The organism is Teredinibacter haidensis (assembly GCF_014211975.1).
GTDB classification, from domain to species: domain Bacteria; phylum Pseudomonadota; class Gammaproteobacteria; order Pseudomonadales; family Cellvibrionaceae; genus Teredinibacter; species Teredinibacter haidensis.
Window position 1 is genome coordinate 3,666,157 of sequence record NZ_CP060084.1, and the last position, 17,343, is coordinate 3,683,499.

The 17,343-nt window shown below is 40.9% G+C and carries 17 protein-coding genes; 2 read left to right on the plus strand and 15 right to left on the minus strand.

What is annotated here, in order from left to right:
- Window positions 1-104: 104 nt before the first annotated feature.
- From H5715_RS14715 to H5715_RS14780, 14 genes are all read right to left on the minus strand, one after another.
- Window positions 105-557, minus strand: coding sequence for a hypothetical protein (locus tag H5715_RS14715; RefSeq protein WP_075186662.1), 453 nt, complete (start codon window positions 555-557; stop codon window positions 105-107).
- Between the two features lie 1,479 nt (window positions 558-2,036).
- On the minus strand, window positions 2,037-3,272 hold the full coding sequence (locus H5715_RS14720) for a hypothetical protein (protein ID WP_139309789.1): 1,236 nt from the start codon (window positions 3,270-3,272) through the stop codon (window positions 2,037-2,039).
- Entirely contained in the window at window positions 3,265-4,305 is a 1,041-nt protein-coding gene (locus H5715_RS14725; protein WP_075185768.1) for a nucleoid-associated protein, read from the minus strand. Before H5715_RS14725 ends, H5715_RS14720 begins: the two co-directional genes overlap by 8 nt.
- 217 nt (window positions 4,306-4,522) lie before the next feature.
- Entirely contained in the window at window positions 4,523-4,993 is a 471-nt protein-coding gene (locus H5715_RS14730) for a hypothetical protein (protein ID WP_185906546.1), read from the minus strand.
- Between the two features lie 123 nt (window positions 4,994-5,116).
- Window positions 5,117-5,503 carry a type II toxin-antitoxin system YafO family toxin gene (locus H5715_RS14735; RefSeq protein ID WP_075188193.1) on the minus strand — a complete coding sequence of 129 codons (387 nt, stop codon included), beginning with the start codon at window positions 5,501-5,503 and terminating at the stop codon, window positions 5,117-5,119.
- Entirely contained in the window at window positions 5,494-5,658 is a 165-nt protein-coding gene (locus tag H5715_RS14740; RefSeq protein ID WP_175574348.1) for a hypothetical protein, read from the minus strand. Before H5715_RS14740 ends, H5715_RS14735 begins: the two co-directional genes overlap by 10 nt.
- Before the next feature lie 10 nt (window positions 5,659-5,668).
- Window positions 5,669-6,031, minus strand: a complete 363-nt coding sequence (locus tag H5715_RS14745) for a hypothetical protein (protein WP_075188194.1) — start codon at window positions 6,029-6,031, stop codon at window positions 5,669-5,671.
- A gap of 141 nt (window positions 6,032-6,172) precedes the next feature.
- Entirely contained in the window at window positions 6,173-6,643 is a 471-nt protein-coding gene (locus H5715_RS14750) for a hypothetical protein (RefSeq protein ID WP_185906547.1), read from the minus strand.
- 131 nt (window positions 6,644-6,774) lie between these two features.
- Window positions 6,775-7,770, minus strand: coding sequence for a DUF5677 domain-containing protein (locus tag H5715_RS14755; protein ID WP_075188196.1), 996 nt, complete (start codon window positions 7,768-7,770; stop codon window positions 6,775-6,777).
- Between the two features lie 1,885 nt (window positions 7,771-9,655).
- Complete coding sequence (locus tag H5715_RS14760) at window positions 9,656-10,063, minus strand: lysozyme inhibitor LprI family protein (RefSeq protein ID WP_075188411.1); 408 nt, start codon at window positions 10,061-10,063, stop codon at window positions 9,656-9,658.
- Between the two features lie 541 nt (window positions 10,064-10,604).
- Window positions 10,605-11,090: a GNAT family N-acetyltransferase gene (locus H5715_RS14765; RefSeq protein ID WP_075184544.1), complete on the minus strand. Its 486-nt coding sequence runs from the start codon at window positions 11,088-11,090 to the stop codon at window positions 10,605-10,607.
- A gap of 112 nt (window positions 11,091-11,202) precedes the next feature.
- Entirely contained in the window at window positions 11,203-11,427 is a 225-nt protein-coding gene (locus H5715_RS14770; protein ID WP_075184545.1) for a hypothetical protein, read from the minus strand.
- A gap of 1,794 nt (window positions 11,428-13,221) precedes the next feature.
- Window positions 13,222-13,554 (minus strand): hypothetical protein, encoded by a 333-nt coding sequence (locus H5715_RS14775; protein ID WP_075186517.1) that lies wholly within the window; start codon window positions 13,552-13,554, stop codon window positions 13,222-13,224.
- Window positions 13,555-13,641: 87 nt separating this feature from the next.
- A complete protein-coding gene (locus H5715_RS14780; RefSeq protein WP_083608101.1) occupies window positions 13,642-14,298 on the minus strand; it encodes a DUF4145 domain-containing protein in 657 nt (218 codons plus the stop codon).
- Between the two features lie 605 nt (window positions 14,299-14,903).
- Between H5715_RS14780 and H5715_RS14785 the strand changes: the two genes are divergently transcribed.
- Both H5715_RS14785 and H5715_RS14790 read left to right on the plus strand, forming a co-directional pair.
- Entirely contained in the window at window positions 14,904-15,152 is a 249-nt protein-coding gene (locus H5715_RS14785) for a type II toxin-antitoxin system Phd/YefM family antitoxin (RefSeq protein WP_075185000.1), read from the plus strand.
- Window positions 15,142-15,441: a type II toxin-antitoxin system RelE family toxin gene (locus H5715_RS14790; RefSeq protein WP_185906548.1), complete on the plus strand. Its 300-nt coding sequence runs from the start codon at window positions 15,142-15,144 to the stop codon at window positions 15,439-15,441. The genes H5715_RS14785 and H5715_RS14790 overlap by 11 nt, the downstream gene beginning before the upstream one ends.
- 66 nt (window positions 15,442-15,507) lie before the next feature.
- Here the strand turns inward: H5715_RS14790 and H5715_RS14795 are convergent, their stop codons facing one another.
- A complete protein-coding gene (locus H5715_RS14795) occupies window positions 15,508-15,810 on the minus strand; it encodes a hypothetical protein (protein ID WP_075186935.1) in 303 nt (100 codons plus the stop codon).
- Between the last annotated feature and the right edge of the window lie 1,533 nt (window positions 15,811-17,343).

Consider the following 17,343-nt stretch of genomic DNA (forward strand, 5'->3'; position numbering starts at 1 on the left):
AACGCTTTACTCACCGGAAAAATAAAGCATAGAGAGTGAAACGAACGACGCTTTAATTTTTCCGGTGGAGTTATTTGTTATGTGATTTTATTCACTCATTTAGCTTAAAGTGAAAAGTTTTCTAAATCGGAGAATATGGCAGAGGCTTCCCCCACACTTCTAGGAGAAGATCCACCTCCCTTTACGGTATAGGCAATAAGGGCGTTCATGTTTTTAGCCGTTGCTATATACATCACAGTGTCTGACATTAGTCCTAGGTGCCGAGAACCTTCCTTTTTGAATTTTAGCCCCTGGGATTCAAATCTCGCTAAATATTGACTTGTAATCCCTTCCACGGTAACTGTGGCTGAATCATTTACTAATGCTAGTAATAGGACATGATGATTAGAGCTATCCCTATAACTAAATATGTCGATTTCCTTGTTTAGGCTATCATTATTATCTTGCTTAGAGCTCAACTCAATGCCCTGAAAGTATATATCACTGGGATATGAATCTTTAATAAAAAGAAAGTAACCCGCGACAAGAACAACCGCAATTAGGATGTATTTAACCATTACTCAAATCCCTTACATTTACAATTAATAACTATTATCTGACGATACATAACGTTTTGCTAAACGGCGCAGCTTGCTGCGTCCAGTGGAGGCCGTATTTTGGCCGGAACGATGTTTAAGTAATTTGTTATAAGCGGAATCGCACCGAACTTCCTAGTGATTACCACAACACCTTACTCAAAGACGCTACTTCAATATTTTGACTTGGCCGACGCAAAGATGGTTGGAACGAAGCCAAACAACGAGCAACAAACTGGTTGACTAAGCCAAATTATATTGTTGCTCTTTAACAATTTAGTTTGGCTGGTATAACTTGCACCGAGAACGAACACTCTTAACCTCAAGCTATGGCGGCCGACAGGCGCCTTTTAACTTAAAGGTGATTCAACAAAACTCTCAGAAAAACTCAGAGTTCAATTGAAACACGTAAAAACTTTACAACCAACTACGAGCGCCTTATAACGCCGAGCTCACCGGCGCATATTGCGGAGAGCGTTTTTATGTAAAATGGAGCACCGCGACATACATAAAAACGAGCGTAGCAATATGCGTCCGAGTGCAGCGATTTGTTATGAGCTGGGTGGCACTTATTTCCTACAACGCTCTTTGTGGAGCGAACGCGAAACTTTAGCCTATTAAAAACCCAACCAGTATAAACTACTATTCTTACAATTCGCACTTTCTTGATGGAGCCTTGAAGATGCGAACTACCCATTTTTGTTTCGCAGTGGAATCTTAAACGGTGAGCCAAGGAACGAATGGTTTTAGACTCACCTTATTCCAATACTTTCTATTGTAACCACTTCGCTAGACTCTTGTACCAAGTGAAACTATTTGTTCTTTATCGACGATTGCACTTACTAAACTTCGTACTCTCAAATTCTGACGAACTCTAGAACGATATACAAATTATTTAAACCCGCCATAACGTTTTGCTAAACGGCGCAGCTTGCTGCGTCCAGTGGAGGCCGTCTTTTGGCCGGAACGATGTTTAAGTAATTTGTTATAGGCGGAACCGTACCGAACTTTCTAGTGAGGACCACAATACCTTACTCGAATGCCATACTTCAATATTTGGACTTAGCCCACGCGAAGATGGCTGGAACGGAGTCAAACAGCCAACAACAAACTGATTTACTAAGCCAAACTATATTGTTGTTCTTTAACAATTTAGTTTGGTTGGTATAACTCGCACCGAGAACGAACACTCTTAACCTCAAACTATGGCGGCCGACAGGCGGCCCTTTAGCTTAAAAGTGATTACACAAAACTCTCAGAAAGCTCGTTGCTCAATTGAAACACGTAAAAACATTACAACCAACCACGAGCGCTTATAACGCCCGGCTCACCAGCGCCCAAACCGGAGAGGCTTTTGTGGTAAAGTGTAGCGCAGCGAAACCCACAAAAGCTGCGTAGGTTTGGGCGTCTGCGTGGAGCCGTTTGTTATGCGTGACTCTAGTACCCACTAACGCCACACTCCTAGTTTTGCGTTTTTTCTTTAAGCAATCGAATATTAACTACTCTCCAAATTAGAGAGAGCAATAAATAGATTACTCCACCAATAAATCCGTAGCGCAACACATCCTTGTAAAGATGAAGAGATTGTGAGTTATATAATAATAGAACTGTACTTACAGCAATCGATAGCGAAACTATTAAACTAACCAGAAACAAAAAACGTTCCTGAGTTTTCTGTCTACTTTTCAAGTAGGAATAGTTTGCGCTTAGTCTATTAGCCACGAATTTATGTTTGTCTTGTATGCTATTCCACTGAGAGCCAATTTCTAACTTAATTGCGTTAAGCGTACTTCTTTGGTTTCTAATTAGCAGTGACATAAATATTCCGAAAATTAGGACTCCACACCAAATTGACATATTTATAAATGAAAGGCCATTCGCTAACTTCATTTGGCTACTTACAAGCACTAACGCGATTGGAATTGCAAGCAGCTGGTTTTGAATATCAGAAAATACTTTGTTTAACTTTAAGGTGAACTCAAACTTCTCACTCTCCACCTGCTCTTTGATTTTTTCAAAAGAAAATTCAGAAACATATAGTTGGTAGTTAGCATTAACTCTTTCCAGGAATTCTGAAAATCGCTTCATCAGACAAGAAACCGTGAGCCGATCAATCTCGTTGTTTTTGAGCATCTCAATAAGAACGCCCTTTATAATCGTGGCTTTTTGGTCTTTATGTATTTCAGCCTCAACGAAATCTAGGATAAACTTATCAAGCCCTTCTAATATTACAAGGTCGCTAGAACTATAGGTTAATGATAACTCAAGCTTTTCCCCTTGCAAGAATATTGCTTTAGGCACTAATGGTAGGCTGTGATCAGATATATTGTTTAGTGTAGATGCAAACTTCGATGCATCCATGTACCCTCTTACCAAATCTGGTAAACTTTCTGATTCACCAGAAAAAAAATAATCGATATCAGCTAAGTAGAAATTTTTTGGTAGGGAAAGCAGCCTGCTTGGAGCTATTAGAAGATCATCCATATCTTTCGCAAAAAGTGCATCACTTTCCGAAGGGAGATTAAACTCTATTTCTCGTGTCTCATCCTTGACGTTTAGTATCAGATCGAATTTCTGTAATTCATCCTTACAATTTTTATAATCCTTTTTCGAGAGAATTCCTGTAACTTGGCGACCATTTATTGATTTTTCTTCAAAAAGTCTATAAACGTGAATTGCAGCATCTAGCTTATTCATTGCCATTTTCACTTTCGCCCTTAGCCCTTTTAATTTCAGTCACAAGTTCTGTCGGTGGGTTTCGTAAAACAATTGAATTATCCTCGCTGTTATACACAACTCTCTCGGAGTATAAGTCGTCCACATCGAAACCTAAGCTTATTGTTCCAAAACGCTTACTCAACCGCTGAAGCCTCTTATAGCTCGCTGGGCTTGGAGAAAAGGTCTCACTAACCTCATAATTATTTTCTCTAACAAAATTTATAAAAGATTCCGGCTCTTGGTCGTTTAACATGGCGGATAAAGAAGTTAAATTTACGGGCTCGTCGGCATCTTTTTTCTCTTTACAATACTCATACATCCTTGCCCTTAGAGATTGCTTTTTTTGAGCATCATAGTTCTGACTGTTACAGTAATCGTCTACTGCCTTTACCGCAGTGTCTGTATTATATTTCGCATCAGTGTACTCTAGGCATGACAACGCATCTCTAAAGTATCTTGATGACTCAGAATCTGAGCCAGACCCTCTCTTTATAAAGGAAAGGTAGGGCTGTTGATTCACCTTCCATTTTTCGATATCGATACGTGCAGCTTCTCGAAGATCGCTTACATCAAAAGATAGCGAGTCATTGAGATCGAGGGTTTCCTCATCTATACCAACACCCTCTTTTAACTTCAAAACTGCAATCAGGAGCCAATCATTTCCTTGATTCGTATACCTGAAAAAAACTGGATAGCTAGTGGTTGAAAACCTTTGCTGAGACATAAGCTCTGATATAACTGAGATTGTGTTATTTGAAAACACTATAAAATCTTCTTCAGATCCTATATAGCTGTCCAAAAATTTGGGGAAACGATGAACATCATAATTGTCACCAAGCATTCCATACCCGTTACTCAATTTCCCATAAAGTTTTAAAATATCGTTTCCTAGAGTTATAAGTCGGTCATCGATAGATAATAGCTCTATTCTGGGCTTAATTGTAACGCTATCAGCCCCAGAGGTGTCTTTATCTTTTATAATACCGTGAATTATTGATTGTTGTATTTCCATGAGCCATCTCCCAAACCAAAATTGACATTAACTAGAAGTTATTTTTTATAGATTTTATATTTTGCTGCCGTAGTTAACGAATAGTAATCACCTAGACGCATAACGCCTTACTCTGCTGCGTTTTGGTTGAAGTGGGGTTTTGGGGTAAAGTGGCGCAGCCACCCCAAAACGGAGCGTAGACCAAAACGTCAGCAGGAGTAAATTGTTAGGCATAGGCTTAATAACCCTCCGCTTCCAATTTAAGTACCATACCACCAATTTTTTTATCATTTTTCAGGGACAGCTCTATAAGTGAGCCGCGTTCATCCGTACCCCATGATAGCGAAACAAACGCCGTTTCAAATGACACGTCTCTTTCTATTTTCGTTTTTGGCGATAGACACATCAAAAACCTTTTGAAATTAACTCCAGAGAACTCGGTAGATGAGTTCTCCATTAAGTAGTTGCATAAGCTCTTTGCCAATGGAGATTCATCTCGAATGCATCTCTTAGCCGCGAAAGCCTCTTCCGACTCCCCTATAAAATTTGAACCCCACGATGTGTGCAACTCAATAGTCGATGACTTATCAGGACCTATCGCTTTTAGATATGCATCTAGATAACCACATAATTTGTCTGCTCCTGCGAAGGCAAGCTGGAAACCAGTCAAAAAATATATCACGCAGATTCTAAGGATGATTGAATTCATATTTTGCCTAACGTCGCGCTCACCCGCACCCAAAGTGGAGCACCTTTTGTGTTAAAGTGAAGCGAAGCGGAACACACAAAAGGGGCGGAGCTTTGGGTGTCGGCGTGCAGCCCTTTGTTAGCGCTATACTTTTGATCGAAAATTCTCTGCAACTTCGGCCATATCCAGCATGAAATTAATATTTCGTGCTCTTTCATGCGCTCTATCTATGACTGCAATCAACAAGTATGCATTAGGATTCATGAAGCCACGACAATAAATGAGGTGGAGATTGCTCAGTCTTCTGAACTGAACAATGTTTAAGCTCCATTTTTCATTCCCCTTTAGGTGAACATGATGCATATCTGCCTTAAGAACCGCATCTGGACGATTGTACGAAGCATCTCGACCAAAGAGTAGCGGAGCATTTCCTGATTTTTTATACTCCCTGAATTCAGATACAAGGTTGGCCAACTCCGACTCTGGCATGGTGTCTCTTATTAGAGAAGAGGTAAATACCTTTACTTCCATTCGGTAAACTCCTCAGCATTATTCTTTTCTTTTTTCCTCTTCTCTAAGGCCTGATCAATTTTTTTAGATGAAATAATTAGCGATGAATCCGATGTTGGCTTTTGAGTATTATTTTTGGACGGATTTTTTACAGTAATTCTGGTATTTTTCTTCATTATTACCTCCCTAATTTGACACCACATTTTCTTTGAATATTTTTATACCGTTAACAGAGGCATAGCAGCCAATATCGTCCTCTACATAATTTTGAAACGGCAACTTTTCTAGAAGCTCTTTTAATGAGAAATTAAAATTGCTCATAAAAGAAATAAGCGCCATCAATCCATTTTCTGTATCGTCCGGTTTAAAATAGTACTCAGTTGAATTTGTGTCGCTTCCGTACACATTAACCACCAAATAGGCGTCATCTCCTTCACCAAATATTTTCAAATTACAATCTATGCTACCCACACCAATGTCCTTTTCATTCACGATGAAATCCATCCACTGATAGAGGCTATTTAGATCTTCATAACTAATAGCTTTCATTCATATTCCTCGATATTAAATACTGATTTTATGCTAACGCCTGTAGCACCTGCACGAATTGTGGAGTGCCGTTTGTGTATAATTGAGCGTAGCGAAAACACAAAAAGGCGCGCAGCAATTTGTGTCAGGTGACTACACTTGTTAGGGCTTACGTGCACTGACAAAGGAATGCTCCAAATCTAATTCGCTACACGCTGAACGCTTACCAGGTACTGCGCCACAACTCTTACAATAAAGACTCTCATCTTTCCAAAGTTCAAATGTGTGGCAATTATCAATTTGCAGCCCGCCACTACAACTCGTTTTCCTACCCGGTACGGCACCACATGCAGTACAGTAAACAGGAAACTCTAAAGGAACAAAATCATGCCCAACAATCGAAAAACACTCTGTTGATTCTTTTGGAGACACTCCACAATTTTTGCAGTAGACATCCCCAATCTCTACTCGAGGGTCTTCCTCAAAGGAACTCTCAGTTTTATGGCTGGAAAGCTGAGCCCCTACTAAAGTTATCAAACTTGCGATACATGTAATTATCGGTTCATAACCATTCTCTGCAAAAAACCATACACCAGAAAGAACAACACCAATCAACGCTAGAATTCTAATCATTACTCGTTCTCTAAGGTTGCCCTAACGCCAAGCTCACCTGCAAATATTGCGGAGAGCGTTTTAGTGTAAAATGGAGCACCGCGACATACACAAAAACGAGCGTAGCAATATTTGTCAGGTGCAGCTTTTTGTTAGATTTTTTTGTTCGAACACTCAATCATTTTATCTCCAACGGCATCGACATATTTTTGAATCAACATCATAAATATGGTTGAATCAGTGTAATCTAGACCATCGTCTTCTTCTATATAAGTTGTCAGAAAAGCGACCGTAATCTGTGCAAGTGCTATAGCAGTCATATGAGCAGGCTCGACCATACCAGAGTTTGATTGGCCAGCTAAAAGCATATCTTGCTCGGACTCAGACATTGCTAATAGCGATAACATTTCATAGTAGTCGGCATGAACGTTTCTACTTGCGAGCTTGTAATCGAATGACCATTTACCTAAGCCGATATCTTCTCTCAATTTATCGAGCTTAGAAAATCCAGCGTATTTTCTTGCCCAATGAAAGTGGGCTTCCCCTTCTGTAACTTGCTCTTTTATCCATTGAGCCGATATAAGATCTTCATCTAAGTACGGCTCACGCTTCATTTCATCGGCAGTTTTTTGGTATTCTTCCATGCCTTCAACGGATTTCACCTGGCCATGCCTAATATAGTCTTCGGCGGCTTCACGCCCATACTTTCTTAGAATTAGACAATTTACAGATATTTCGAATAGTGTTCGCCATCTAGCTAAAGCACCGTCAGGATAACCGCCCTTTAACAATAAAATAATCTCTCCCGACACCCGACAAGCATTAGCGTGTTGGCGCATTAAAACGCCAAGTAAAGGGTCTTGCTCATATTTTTTGTCTTTCAGGAAGGTACTTTGGAATTCCATTCCGGCCTCAAGAGAAATCTCTCTCAGCATTTCTAATTTTTGGAATCCAAGCTCCCACCTCTTACAGTTTCTTTTCTCGAACTCAAGGGTACGGGATTTTAGCTCCTCGATATTATCTGATTCATTTTCTTCCATCACTCCATACAAAGTATCAGCTGAAATATTAAGCACTTTTTCATAATCAATTTCGCCAGACTCTTTTTCCACTTTTTCTTTAACGCTTTCGATTATTTCTTTGAACATGAATTACTCGATTCTAGAAATTCTAACGTTTTGCTAAACGGCGCAGCTTGCTGCGTCCAGTGGAGGCCGTCTTTTGGCCGGAACGATGTTTAAGTAATTTGTTATAAGCGGAACCGCACCGAACTTCCTAGTGATTACCACAACACCTTACTCAAAGACGCTACTTCAATATTTTGACTTGGCCGACGCAAAGATGGTTGGAACGAAGCCAAACAACGAGCTACAAACTGGTTGACTAAGCCAAATTATATTGTTGCTCTTTAACAATTTAGTTTGGCTGGTATAACTTGCACCGAGAACGAACACTCTTAACCTCAAGCTATGGCGGCCGACAGGCGGCCTTTTAACTTAAAGGTGATTCAACAAAACTCTCAGAAAAACTCAGAGTTCAATTGAAACACGTAAAAACTTTACAACCAACTACGAGCGCTTATAACGTTGCGTTCACCTGCGAATTGTAAATAGCGCGTTGCGATAAACTTCGCGCAGCGATATTGCAAAAGCGCTACTTACAATGCGTCAGGTGGAACGCCTTGTTAAGCATGACACGACACACATAACCAAGACAGCTATTAATGCTTGGTACAGCCCGCATAAAAGCCCATAAAACGTAATTCCATACTCTGAATATGCGATCAGTAATACAAAACTCAGAAAGTAGCCAAAAATAACAAATTGCCATTCGAAGGAATGAATTGAAAAGCGTTTTGCTAATAAAGTAACAGCTAAAAAAAACAACGTAAAACTAACCAAGAGTAAAGGAAGTTCGCTTATCCAAAGTCCCGCGTAAGCCACACCGTGACACACGTCTGAATTCAGAATACCTTTACAGTACTGAACTTTTTCGACAAACGAGATAAAGATGTAAAGGTAATCAAATAGGTATTCATACACTAAGCTTAACCAGCCGAAACTAAGAATACCTATGGCGAATGATAAAGAGTATTTTTTCATATTTTTGCTTAACTTTTTGCTAAACGGCGCAGCCTGCTGCGTCCAGTGGAGGCCGTCTTTTGGCCGGAACGATGTTTAAGTAATTTGTTATAAGCAGAACCGTACCGAACTTTCTAGTGATTACCACAATACCTTACTCAAAGACCCTTCTTCAATATTTTGACTTAGCCCACGCAAAGATGGTCGAAACGAAGTCAAATAACCACCAACAAATCATTAACTAAGCCAAACCATATTGTTGTTCTTTAACAATTTAGATTGGCTGGCATTACCCGCACCGGGAACGAACACTCTTAACCTAAAACTATGGCGGCCGACAGGCGGCCTTTTAGCTTAAAATTTATTCCACAAAACTCTCAGAAAAACTCAGAGTTCAATTGAAACACGTAAAAACTTTACAACCAACTACGAGCGCTTATAACGTTTTGCTAAACGGCGCAGCTTGCTGCGTCCAGTGGAGGCCGTCTTTTTGGCCGGAACGATGTTTAAGTAATTTGTTATAAGCGGAGGAACCGTACCGAACTTTCTAGTGAGGACCACAATACCTTACTCAAAGACCCTTCTTCAATATTTTGACTTAGCCGACGCAAAGATGGTTGAAACGAAGTCAAACAACCACCAACAAATTGTTTACTAAGCCAAGCTATATTGTTGCTCTTTAACAATTTAGTTTGGCTGGCATTACCCGCACCGGGAACGAACGCTCTTAACCTCAAATTATGGCGGCCGACAGGCGGCCTTTTAGCCTAAAAGTGGTTCCACAAAACGCCCAGATATCTCGTTACTCAATTGAAACACGTAAAAACATTACAACCAACCACGAGCGCTTATAACGCCTTGCTAAGCGGATAAAAATTGTTGGCTATAATCGCGAAGCGATGGCCAACTGTTTTTATTCCGTTTAAGCAACTTGTTATGTACGATCAATTTATTACAACTCGGGTTCTGGTAAAACAGCAGGCGTACTATCCATATAAGTTAGAAAGTTAGCCCAAATTTCGTGCGTCCGTTGTTTCGTAACTTTCGTTTTACAACTCAAAGACATAACTCCTCTTATTGTCCCATCACGCCACTGCGTATAAATAGAATCGCAATGTGCATTTGCATATAACAACCATGCTTTTTGGGCTACATTAATTGAGTTAATTAACTCAAGGTCATAATTATTATGTTCTTTGCTCTTAGCCAGATATGCATTCATTTCATGTTGAGCTTTTTCTAATTCAACTCCTGCACAGTAATTTATCTGTGAAGTGGTCATTGCTTCATTACAGTCAAATTCATTACTCAAGGTGTTAACAGAGTAGATACTGAATAGTAATATAAAAAGTTTATTCATTGGAATTCCATTAGTACATAACGTTGTTATAAACTGCACTTTTTATGTAATGGAATGTTGTGCAATTATGCCGCAGGCATGCACAACATGGAATGCAGTAAAAAGTGTCAGGTTTGATGACTTTGTTATAGCAAAGCAGCGTTCATACCTACAAACTTTCCCCATTTCTCTAACAAAGCCATCGCCGACAATAACCACCAAGGCCGCCCCGCCCTATTACCCTTTAAACACTGCCACCAACGACAAAATCCGAGCAACAGCACAACATCCAAACTGGCAAAGACTCGTAGTTAAATACCACCAACGATAAAGAAACTACGTTAGCGATGTAGAATCTCGCAATTTACGATCCAACTGCTTAACCAAGCCCCTACGAAGTAAGGTAAGGGATACTTGAGACTCACATAAAAATGTAAAATGCTAAAGACCGCTATAACGCCTTGCTCATTTGCGCGGCAGTTGTAGTGAATTTTTGTGCAAAAACGAGTGTAGCGAATGCACAAAAAGGAACGTAGACCGCTGCGTCAAATGTAGCAAATTGTTAGCTTGATACCACATACTTCATAAATAAGACATCAAAGGGGAGGTGTGTAAATTGCTTTTCACCATTTTCAACAAACCCTAAATCTTTATACCAATTCTTAAGATTTACATGATGAGCAATAATTCCGATACTTATTTCACAAACCCCTTTTGATGCACCATAATCGAACACAGCATTGACCAGTGAAGTCCCAAAGCCCTTTCTTCGATACTTTGGTAAAACGGACAATCTATTTAGATATCCTACGCCTTTACTAGGCTGTTCAAAAGCAACGCAACCAACGTACGCTCCCTCATATTTACGCAAAAAATACTTCTCCCCCCTTTTAAAATCAGATACTACCCAATCTCGATTATAAAAAGAGGGGTGCTTTGGATTATTGCCGATAGTGATTCCAAATTTGTCAGCGACATCCTTATTTGAACCTGAAACAATATCTGCAACCAATTGAGCATCTTCATATCTAGCATTAAAAATAGTCATTTTTTAACTACTCGCCGCACAAAGCTAACGCCCCAAGCAGCGGCTCATTTTGCGTTTTGGAGCGAAGCGACAGCAAAATGAGTCCTGCTGGCTTGGATTGTTATGTGAAGGACTAAAACGGTAAATCTTTATCATCTAGCTCTGATAATTGAGAAATTGTAAGGGCGATTTCAGTCATCTGCCGTTCACTAAAGGATATTTTACTTAAACCTACCGCATGGTTTTTACCCGTCATTTCTGATATTGCCTTTGCAATTGACGATTCTATTTCTTCAGCCGAGTATTTTTTTAGCTTTGTTCCCAGGATGTCCCCCCAGTCTTCATCTTTGTTAGACATTTTTCACCTTTCGATTTGATTGGTTCACATAACGTTTTGCTAAACGGCGCAGCTTGCTGCGTCCAGTGGAGGCCATCTTTTGGCCGGAACGATGTTTAAGTAATTTGTTATAAGCGGAACCGCACTGAACTTTCTAGTGAGGACCACAATACCTTACTCAAAGACCCTTTTTCAATATTTTGACTTAGCCAACGCAAAGATGGTTGAAACGAAGTCAAACAGCCAACAACAAACTGATTGACTAAGCCAAACTATATTGTTGTTCTTTAACAATTTAGTTTGGCTGGTATAACTTGCACAGAGAACGAACACTCTTAACCTCAAACTGTGGCGGCCGACAGGCGGCCTTTTAGCTTAAAACTGATTCCACAGCACTCTCAGAAAACTCAGTGCTCAATTGAAACACGTAAAAACCTTACAACCAACTACGAGCGCTTATAACGTTTTGCTAAACGGCGCAGCTTGCTGCGTCCAGTGGAGGCCGTCTTTTGGCCGGAACGATGTTTAAGCAATTTGTTATAAGCAGAACCGTACCGAACTTTCTAGTGATTACCACAATACCTTACTCAAAGACCCTTCTTCAATATTTTGACTTAGCCCACGCAAAGATGGTTGGAACGAAGTCAAACAATCAGCAACAAACTGATTGACTAAGCCAAATTATATTGTTGCTCTTTAACAATTTAGTTTGGCTGGTATAACTTGCACCGAGAACGAACACTCTTAACCTCAAACTATGGCGGCCGACAGGCGGCCCTTTAGCTTAAAAATGATTACACAAAGCTCTCAGAAAGCTCGTTGCTCAATTGAAAAACGTAAAAACTTTACAACCAACTACGAGCGCTTATAACGTTTTGCTAAACGGCGCAGCTTGCTGCGTCCAGTGGAGGCCGTCTTTTGGCCGGAACGATGTTTAAGTAATTTGTTATAGGCGGAACCGCACAGAACCTGCTAGTGAGGACCACAATACCTTACTCAAAGACCCTTCTTCAATATTTGGACGTAACCGACGCAAAGATGGTTAGAACGAAGTTCAGCGACCAACAACCAAATGAATTACTAAGCCAAGCCATATTGTTGCTTTTTAACAATTTAGTTTGGCTGGCATTACCCGCACCGAGAACGAACACTCCTAACCTCAAACTATAGCGGCCGACAGGCGGCCTTTTAGCTTAAAAGTTATTCCACAAAACTCTCAGAAATCTCAGTGCTCAATTGAAACACGTAAAAACCTTACAACCAACTACGAGCGCTTATAACGTTTTGCTAAACGGCGCAGCTTGCTGCGTCCAGTGGAGGCCGTCTTTTCGGCCGGAACGATGTTTAAGTAATTTGTTATAAGCGGAACCGCACCAAGCTTTCTAGTGAGTACCACAATACTTTAACCAAAGGCCCAGTTTCAATATTTTTACCTAGCCCACGCAAAGATGGTTGGAACGAAGCCAAACAACCACCAACAAATTATTTACTAAGCCAAGCTATATTGTTGCTCTTTAACAATTTAGTTTGGCTGGCATTACCCGCACCGGGAACGAACGCTCTTAACCTCAAATTATGGCGGCCGACAGGCGGCCTTTTAGCCTAAAAGTGGTTCCACGAAACCCTCAGGGGCCTCAGCGCTCAATTGAAACACGTAAAAACCTTACAACCAACTACGAGCGCTTATAACGCCAGTAGCAGGCGCATTTTTTGTGTTGTGGAGTTTGTGCAATAATGGGCGTAGCCCAGCACAAACGGAACGACGCAAAAAATGTCGCTTGCCTACTTTTGTTATGCATATGTCTGACAACTAACTTAGTCATGATAAAACGCTTCCGTTACATAGAATTCGCAGAATTCCTTTACAGATTCTTCGCTATTCGACTCTATAACTTTCATTCTCAATTTATAACCCTTGATAACACGGCCAAAGTTTTCTACCGCGAACTGCACCATTACATCTTGGCTATCTTTATCTAACTCCGCCAACCTTGACTTGGCATTAAGATACTCCTTTTCATTAAATAGTGATTCCAGCATTCTCATGTCAGGCTCAATGGGATTTTCCCACCCGACGCAAATATCTTCTGCCACAACCGACACAGATGAAAACGAAATCAATATCAAAATATATTTCTTAAAACTCATAACCACCCTGATGTATAACGCCGCCATAAGAGGCGAGCAACTTGTTGCGAGTCCAGCGCACGAAGTGCGCGGTTTTTGATGGCTTTGTTAGCCTTTTTTTGGCTCCCGCGCAGGAACTCGATTTTTTAATACTGACACCTTTGACGAGTGCAAGTACACGAATTCAATAATATGCTCCGTTATGTCTAATACTGTCACCACCTCACCCTTTCTAGGTTTGTATTTACGATGTATGGCAGCGTGCCCAGCTTCTAATATTGCATCTAAGTTTTCTTTCTGCCGGCCAGATACATAACCCTCAGAAGCAAAGGCATTCAGGTTCTTTGAAAATGTGCCCTTATCTCCAACCTTTGCAATCATCACCTTTTCTAAGAGAGACCGAACGCCCATCAATGCCAAGTTGGGAAGATTGTTTTGCACTGCAACGTATATTTCGTTAAGCAGGCTTTCAACGAATTCCTCTTCACTCGGGACTTCGAAAAACAGATCATCGAACCAATCTGGCCTTTTCCTAAACATTGATGGAGGAAAATAATGGATCGTCGGTTCATCATGCTCCGAAAACATTGAAGTATGCCGAAGTTTGATCTCTTCACAGCCGCGACACCTCAATGTTTGATAATCATCTGAACCCCATATTGGGTGCTCATCGTCACTCCATGATGTTTTTTCTGAATGTAAGACATCATGGTTTCGCTCACCACTACAGCGATTACAATGAGCTTTAACTACTTGTTCAGTCATGCGACTCCTTGATGGCTAACGTTTTGCTAAACGGCGCAGCTTGCTGCGTCCAGTGGAGGCCGTCTTTTCGGCCGGAACGATGTTTAAGTAATTTGTTATAAGCGGAACCGCACTGAACTTTCTAGTGAGGACCACAATACCTTACTCAAAGACCCTTCTTCAATATTTTGACGTAGCCGACGCAAAGATGGTTGAAACGAAGTCAAACAACCACCAACAAATTATTTACAAAGCCAATCTATATTGTTGTTCTTTAACAATTTAGATTGACTGGTATAACTCGCACCGAGAACGAACACTCTTAATCTCAAACTATGGCGGCCGACAGGCTGCCTTTTAGCTTAAAAATGATTCCACAAAACCTTCAGTAAAGCTCAGCGTTCAATTGAAACACGTAAAAACCTTACAACCAACTACGAGCGCTTATAACGCCGCTATAACCTGCGGCCAAAGTGGAGCTGGATTTGGGCCAAAATGGCCGTAGGCCATGCCCAAAGACAAGCGTAGCTTTGGACGTCAGGTTAATGGCCTTGTTATGGCTCTACCGAAGACCCGTTAATAGGTCTATAATTAGGGCTTAACCCAACCCTTTATAGGTAAAAACCATGCCAAATCAAATACTTACCGAAATGGCTGCAAGCATTTCTGAGCTAAAAGCCAACCCCATGAAGGTTGTTGCTAGCGGTGAAGGTATGCCAATAGCCGTGCTAAACAGGAACGAACCAGCCTTTTATTGCATCCCAGCTAAAGCCTACGAGGCTATGATGGACCTCATAGAAGATAAAGACCTTCTAGAGGTAGCCAGAAGCCGCATGGATGAAGAAAGCGTAAAGGTGAAACTGGATGAGCTATAGCCTCGAATTTAAAAAGAGTGCTTTAAAAGAATGGATAAAGCTCGCCCCATCAATACGACAAGTATTTAAAAAGAAACTAACCGAACGACTTGAAAACCCTCATGTGCTTTCCGCTGCTGTTAGCGGCGGGAATAACTTATACAAAATTAAATTACGCCAACTTGGCTACCGCTTAGTATATTCAGTTTCCGATACAACAATTACAGTGACCGTTCTTGCTGCAGGAAAAAGAAACCGTAACGAAGTCTATGATTTGGCGCTTTCTCGTGATGACCCCGACAAGCTATAACGCTTGGGTAATATGCAGAAAAAAGCGAAGCTTTTTGGAGTCATATTGACCCACTTGTTAAATGCTTTATTCACCTTCATCACTTTCATAGAATAAACGAGAGGCTTCAGCTGCTCGCTGAAACTCTTCATTATTAGCAAAAACAAAATAGTCCGAAACTTGATCCCATGCCAAAGCAACCTCACAGCCCTCTACCCATCCAGATTCGGTGGAGCCTTTTGGGCTAATGCCTTTAACAAATATACGGCCAGCTTGGTTTTCGAAGACTGGATTGAAAATATCGATATTACTTTTATCTTCCCCACTTATTGTAGTGAAAGACACGCACTTACCTGTAAAGTCAGGTATCGAAAATTCTATTTCACGCATAAATTAATTCCAGACTAGAGGCATTTAACGCTGTTATAAACTGCACTTTTTATGTAATGGAATGTTGTGCAATTATGCCGCAGGCATGCACAACATGAAATGGAGTAAAAAGTGTCAGGTTTGATGACTTTGTTATAGCAAGGCAGCGTTCGCACCTACAAACCGTCTCCATTTCTCTAACAAAGCCTTTGCCGAAAATAACGACCAGGCCGCCCCGCCCTATTACCCTTTAAACACTGCCACCAACGACAAAATCTGAGCAACAGCACAACATCCAAACGGGAAAAGACTCGTAGTTAAATACCACCAACGATAAAGAAACTACGTTAGCGATGCCGAATCTCGCGATTTACGATCCAACTGCTTGAGCAAGCCCCTACGAAGTAAGGTAAGGGATACTCGAGACTCATCTAAAAATATAAAATGCTAAAGCCCGCTATAACGTTTTGCTAAACGGCGCAGCTTGCTGCGTCCAGTGAAGGCCGTCTTTTGGCCGGAACGATGTTTAAGTAATTTGTTATAAGCGGAACCGCACCAAGCTTTCTAGTGAGTACCACAATACTTTAACCAAAGGCCCAGTTTCAATATTTTTACCTAGCCCACCCAAAGATGGCTGGAACGAAGTCAAACAATCAGCAACAAACTGATTGACTAAGCCAAACTATATTGTTGTTCTTTAACAATTTAGCTTGGCTGGTATAACTCGCACTAGAGAACGAACACTCCTAACCTCAAACTATGGCGGCCGACAAGCGGCCTTTTAGCTAAAAGGTGATCCCACAAAACTTTCAGTAAAGCTCAGCGTTCAATTGAAACACGTAAAAACCTTACAACCAACTACGAGCGCTTATAACGTTGTTATAAACTGCACTTTTTATGTAATGGAATGTTGTGTGATTATGCCGCAGGCATGCACAACATGAAATGGAGTAAAAAGTGTCAGGTTTGATGACTTTGTTATAGCAAGGCAGCGTTCATACCTACAAACCTTCCCCATTTCTCTAACAAAGCCATCGCCGACAATAACGAACAGGCCGCCGCACGCCATTTCCCTCTAAACACTACCACTACTGACAAAAGCCGAGCAACAGCACAACATCCAAACTGGCAAAGACTCGTAGTTAAATACCACCAACGATAAAGAAACTACGTTAGCGATGCCTAATCTCGCGATTTACGATCCAACTGCTTGACCAAGGCCCTACGAAGTAAGGTAAGGGATACTTGAGACTCACCTAAAAATGTAAAATGCTAAAGACCGCTATAACGTTGTTATAAACTGCACTTTTTATGTAATGGAATGTTGTGCGATTATGCCGCAGGCATGCACAACATGGAATGCAGTAAAAAGTGTCAGGTTTGATGACTTTGTTATAGCAAAGCAGCGTTCATACCTACAAATTTTCCCCATTCCTCTAACAAAGCCTTTGCCGACAATAACGAACAGGCCGCCGCACGCCATTTCCCTCTAAACACTGCCACCAACGACAAAAGCCGAGCAACGGCACAACATCCAAACTGGCAAAGACTCGT